The sequence below is a fragment of the Desulfomarina sp. genome, assembly GCF_054039375.1.
Map to the genome: position 1 here is coordinate 1 of NZ_JBPLBA010000207.1, position 5939 is coordinate 5939.

General features: G+C 46.5%; 3 protein-coding genes. All 3 read left to right on the top strand.

Annotated elements, in window-relative coordinates; genetic code table 11:
- The first annotated feature begins 166 nt into the window (after positions 1-166).
- Positions 167-2017: a peptidase U32 family protein gene (locus tag ACXLDX_RS11935; RefSeq protein WP_457577411.1), complete on the top strand. Its 1851-nt coding sequence runs from the start codon at positions 167-169 to the stop codon at positions 2015-2017.
- A 165-nt stretch (positions 2018-2182) separates the two neighbouring features.
- The gene (locus tag ACXLDX_RS11940) at positions 2183-4549 is read left to right on the top strand and encodes an ATP-binding protein (protein WP_457577412.1); all 2367 of its coding nucleotides are present in this window, start codon (positions 2183-2185) and stop codon (positions 4547-4549) included.
- Positions 4549-5939, top strand: a 1391-nt coding sequence (locus ACXLDX_RS11945; protein ID WP_457577413.1) for a bacteriohemerythrin, incomplete at its 3' end; no start/stop codon positions are given. The genes ACXLDX_RS11940 and ACXLDX_RS11945, both read left to right, overlap by 1 nt.

Below are 5939 nucleotides of genomic sequence, written 5' to 3' on the forward strand. Positions count from 1 at the left end.
AAAATCACTGGAAATCTCAATTGATAAGGAATTCAAATGAAAAAGTGTCAGTCCAGATCATTTTATAATCAGTCTAATGTGATTTTTGAAATACGCCTGATAAAACAGGCCCAATCCCCAGGCTCACAAATAACAGGATGAGTTTCATACATAATCAGAAAATCATATGATTGCTACCCCTGTGACCAGTTACCGTAAATCTGTTGCAAAGCTTGAGCTGCTGGCGCCGGCCGGCAACCTGCAGTCCGGTGTCGCTGCCATAGATCATGGTGCCGATGCGGTCTATATTGGCGGGCCGGAATTTGGTGCCCGTCGGGGAGCGGCAAACAGTCTTGGTGACATAGAAAAACTGGTGGGTTACGCCCACCGGTTTTATGCCAGGGTCTATGTGACGCTCAATACGCTCCTCGATGACAGGGAACTGGAGCGGGCAGTGGTCCTTGTCCGCCGGTTTTATGAGATGGGGGTGGACGCTCTTATCATCCAGGATACAGGTTTGCTCGAAGTGGACCTGCCACCCATCCCCCTCCATGCCTCCACCCAGATGAACAACCGGACTGTTGAGAAAGTTGTTTTTCTGGAAAAGGCCGGTTTCCGCCAGGTGGTTCTTGCCCGGGAGCTGAGTCTTGCACAGATTCGGGAGATCCGGAGGAAAACTGCAGTTCCTCTGGAATGTTTTGTCCATGGGGCCCTGTGTGTTTCTTACAGTGGTCAGTGTTATATCAGTGAGGTCATGACGGGGCGAAGTGCCAATCGCGGCGAATGTGCCCAGTTCTGCCGGCATCGTTTTACTTTGACAGACCTGAAGGGCAAAGTGCTGGCGAGAGACCGCTATCTTCTTTCTATGAAAGACCTTGATCTTTCCCTGCGTCTGGAGGAGCTGATGGACGCCGGTGTCACATCGTTTAAAATTGAAGGTCGGCTGAAGGATGAGAACTATGTAAAAAATGTAACCGCATTTTACCGGCTGAAACTTGACGGTATTCTGGAAAAAAGAGCGGGTTTTGGTCGATCTTCCTCCGGTGTGTGCGAGTTTTCATTTGTCCCCGATACCACAAAATCCTTTAACAGGGGGCAGACCAGTTATTTTTTCGACGGAGGGAAAAAACGTCCTGGAGCAATTGACAGCCCCAAGTCACGGGGAGGTTATGTCGGGACCGTGAACCATGTTGCCGGACATTACGTTATGCTGAAGGATGGGAGCGCCATCCATAATGGTGACGGCCTCTGTTATTTTTCCCCTTCCGGTGTCTTGAAGGGAATGAGGGTTAACAAGGTTAAGGGAGAAAGGATTTTTCTCCATCCTGAACCTCCGTCGGATCTTGCCTGCGGCATGAAAATATACAGAAATTCCGACCAGGTTTTTGGAAAAGAGCTGGGGCGGAGCAGTGGCTGCCGGAAAATAGCTGTGAACCTGTTTCTCCGGGAGACGGACAGGGGTATTTCCCTGGAAACAGTTGATGAAGACGGTGTCCGGTCATGGACGGAAAACCGTCTGGTGAAAGAATTGGCAAAGCGCCCTTCTCTGGTGAAGACGCTTGCCGAAAAGCAATTGCGCAAATCAGGGGAGACTGTTTTTACAGTCAAAAAGGTTGAAGTTGAACTTGATTCTTCGATTCATTTGCCGGTGTCCGTTTTGAACAGATTGCGCAGGGAGGGGTTGGCAGCGCATCTCATTGTCAGGCTTGAGCAATACCGGCAGGATAAATCAGGGATAGTTCCAAACAGCTTTCCATGGATAAAAAATGAAATAGATTCTTCTGATAATATCACAAACAGAAAAGCGCTGGCATTTTACCTTCGGCATGGGGCGAGAAAAACAGTTTTGCCTGCTCACTGCAGGATGGGCAGTGATGCCGCTTTAATGAAAACGAGGTACTGCATCAGGGCTCAACTGGGGATCTGTCCGGGGAAGCGGAATGCGGAACCTCTGATTCTTACAGATAATATGGGAGAATATCAGATTTTTTTTGACTGTCTAAATTGTGAAATGGCGGTGAAATTACGTCATAATTAGTCCTATACATTTTAATTTTGATATGAAATAATACCTAATAACGATTGTCACAGACATTTGCGGTGATTTGTACCTGAAAATTCCACTGACTGGAGGCGGTTTTATCGCGGTCGGGCTTTTCATAACAGCAAAGCATTGCTGCTGCTGAACTTTCCGGGTTCAGCCATGCTTTATTGGGTATTCATATCGATGTATAAAGATCATATCTCAAAAGAAGTCATTGATGAAAAAGTTTCCCGTGAACTGATTTCTCTTCTGTTTGCCGGTGGCTTCAGGGCCAATTTTTTTATTTTTATCAGTGTTCTCATATTTTCCCTGCTGCTGAAGTCGTTTATTCCGATATTATATATTTTTATCTGGGCGGTCTTGATGATTTTTCTTGCGGCGGTCAGGTTTTTTCTCTGTCAGTTATACAGCCGGAAGGAAGAAGCAGGGTATTCCGGTGTAATGTTGGAAAAAGCATACCTGGTGATGACCACGCTGATTGGAGTGGGTTGGGGATTGCTGGCTCTGATGCCTGGTATTTTCAGCAATGTATTCTCCCAGGTGATGATTTTTTTCATCATGATGGGTGTTCTCTATATTGCCATTATTGTTCTGGCAATGAATTGTTTTCTGCTGTTTCTTTATATAACTCCTTTTCCAGTTTTGCTCATTTATGCTTTTTTCAGGGCTTCCCATCCATGGGCTGTTCATCTTTCAAGCCTGTCATTTATTTTCTGGGGAGTCATGATATGGCTTGGTTTGCAGCAGCATAAATCACTCGTCAGGAACCTGGTTCTTCAGTTCACCAATGAATCGCTTATCAGGCAGCTTCAAGTGTCCATTGAAAATGAAAAATCGGTGAACAGGGCCAAAAGAGAGTTTCTTGCCAATATGAGTCATGAGATCAGAACTCCCATGAATGGCATTATCGGCATGACGGAACTTGTCCTGGAAACTCCACTTGATCCTGTTCAGCTGCAGTATCTTGAAAACGTGAAAAAATCGGCAGACAGCCTGTTGGGACTGCTGAATGATATACTTGATTTCTCCAAAATTGAAGCCGGACAGCTGGTTCTGGAGTCCAAAACGTTCAGCCTGCCTGCCATGCTGGATCATGTGGGATCAATGATGCATTATGTGGCTGAGCAGAAGGGGCTCAGGCTGGTTATGCCTTCAACTGTTTCAGCTCTTCCTCCATTTATTGTCGGGGACGAACTGAGGCTCAGACAGGTTCTTACCAATCTGATCAGCAATGGATTGAAATTTACTCCTGAAGGCTCGGTCGAAGTGACTGTTGAGGCGGAAAATACGGCAGATAACAGGGTCATGCTGCATTTTACGGTGATAGACAGTGGTATCGGGATTCCCAGGGCCAAAAGAGATGTCATTTTTGCAAGCTTCAGCCAGGCGGATTCCACTACAGCCCGGAAATATGGAGGGACCGGTCTTGGCCTTGCCATCTGCAGACAGCTGGTTGAACTGATGGAAGGTTCGATCTGGTTTGAAGACAATGATAATGGTGGGACGAAATTTCATTTTACGGTAATCTGCGGTATCGGAGAAGAACCGGTTGAAGAGCCGGCGGAAGTGATTCCCATGGATATCGACAGTCTTTCAATTCTCCTGGTGGATGATAATGTTGTTAACCGGGATCTGGCCATGATCTTTCTCAAGCGGCACGGTCATCAGGTGACAGTGGCTGAAAATGGTCTGGAGGCATTGAAAAAAACTGTGGAACGGGATTTTGATCTTATTTTCATGGATGTGCAGATGCCTGTAATGGATGGATTAACCGCATGTAAGTTGATTAGAAAGGGAGAAGAGGGTGGCGATTCGGGGGGATACGCGCTGCCGGCCAGGTTGAAAGAAAAACTGTCACACCTGTATGGAAAACATATACCCATTGTAGCCATGACCGCCAATGCCATGAAAGGTGACCGGGAAAAATGTCTTGCGGCAGGAATGGACGGCTATCTGACCAAGCCGTTTCGGCGTGAAGAGATACTCCATGTTCTGGGAAAAATTTCACAGAAATTTGCATTGGCCGACAGGATAACCGATAATGAGCCAGGCAGGGTGAAAGAAAATATTGATAAACCGGCCTGGCCGGACACTGCGGTTCAGTCGTACCAGAGCAATGAAAATCCGATTGTGGCAGAAATTTCGTCCGAGGTGAAATTATCTGAAAAACCGGCTGATGAGAAAATATCAGCAAGAGTTCGTGACCATTTGAAAACAACATACAGGCTTGGGCACGGGGAGATAGAAATCTTTCTTAAGTCCAGTCGTAAAAGTGTAACGGAAAACCTGGATAAGGCACGGAAATGTGGGGAGCAAGGAGATTCTGTTGGTATGAAAGCAGTTGTTCACAGTATCAAGGGCAGTCTTTTAAATCTTGGTCTGGCCGAATTTGCCGAAAAGGCACAGGTGATTGAGTTGGAGCTGGAAGCAGGTGGAATGTCAACCTGTCGGAAACAGTTGAATAAGCTGAGACACGCTTTATCAGATTTTCTCCTGGATAATGATCATGGAGAGCAGGAGAGGTAATGGACAACTTACAGTGGAGTAATCTATACAGTGTCGGTATAAAACTCATTGACCAACAGCACCAGCGGCTGTTTGCAATCTTGAATGAACTGGTGGCAGCCAGGGAGAACAGGTTGCGGAAAGAAAAGATAGAGAAAATTCTCGCGGATATTCTCGATTATACTCAGTACCATTTTTCTTCGGAGGAAAAGTTTTTTAAGATCCATCCGAACTATGAAAAGCACTGCGAAATTCACAGGGGATTTGTGCAAAAGGCAGTTGAAATCAGTGAATCCTACAGCAGGAGTCAGGGGGATATTTCCGAAAAAATCCTGAGTTTTCTTGTAAAATGGCTGAAGAGTCATGTTCTTCATACCGATGTAATTTTTTTTCGGGAGCTTGGATATTTCCGATATGAAAACGAGGAGGAGTCGGCAAAGGAAATCGGAGAGCGGGGATCAAAAATCAAGGTGCTGATTGTTGATGATACCGCAGACCAGCGTATGCTGCTGAGGATGATACTGGAACGGGAAAATTATGATGTTCTTGAGGCTGAGAACGGACTGGATGCCCTGAGGATATGTGACAGACACACTGATATTCGTTTTATGGTAACGGATCTGCAGATGCCGGGGATGGACGGTTTTGAGCTGATACAGAAAATCCGGGAAGAGCAGATTCACTATATCTATATCATCGTTGTCACGGTGATTGATGAAAAGGCGAGTGTCATTGAGGCGCTGTCAAAGGGGGCAAATGATTTTCTCACAAAACCGGTTCTCCCGGAAGAACTGACATTGCGGATCCAGGGGGGACGGCAGCTGCTCCGCCTTGAAACCCAGGACGAACTGATCTTCTCTATGGCCAAACTGGCTGATTATCGCAGTGAGGAGACAGGTCTTCATCTGGATCGGGTGAGGGAATATACCTTGATTCTCGGTCATTATCTTTCTGTTCATTATCCGGAGATGGGAGTTACCGTGCCTCTGGCAAATGAGATTTCCCGGGTAAGTCCCCTCCATGATATCGGTAAGGTGGGCATTGCCGATAATATTTTGAAAAAACCGGGAAGGTATACTCCTGAAGAATATGAGATCATGAAAGACCATACGAAGATCGGGGGGAATCTGATCAGTGATATCTATATGAAAACCAACTCAATTGCCATGCGTCTTGCCTTTGAAATAGCCATGTATCACCATGAGCACTGGGATGGTAACGGCTATCCGGCGGGGCTTGCCGGGAACGGTATTCCTGTTGCCGCCAGGATCATGGCCCTGGCCGATGTCTACGATGCCCTGACCACCGAGCGTGTCTATAAAAAGGCTTTTGAACACGAAAAGGCAAAGGCAATAATTCTTGAGGGGCGGGGAGGACATTTTGACCCCCGGATTGTGGATGGTTTTCTTGC

What these genes read in the sequence shown, in the direction of transcription:
- ACXLDX_RS11940 (WP_457577412.1), top strand. Translation starts at nt 2,183, where the DNA reads ATGCTTTATTGGGTATTCATATCGATGTATAAAGATCATATCTCAAAA.
- ACXLDX_RS11935 (WP_457577411.1), top strand. Translation starts at nt 167, where the DNA reads ATGATTGCTACCCCTGTGACCAGTTACCGTAAATCTGTTGCAAAGCTT.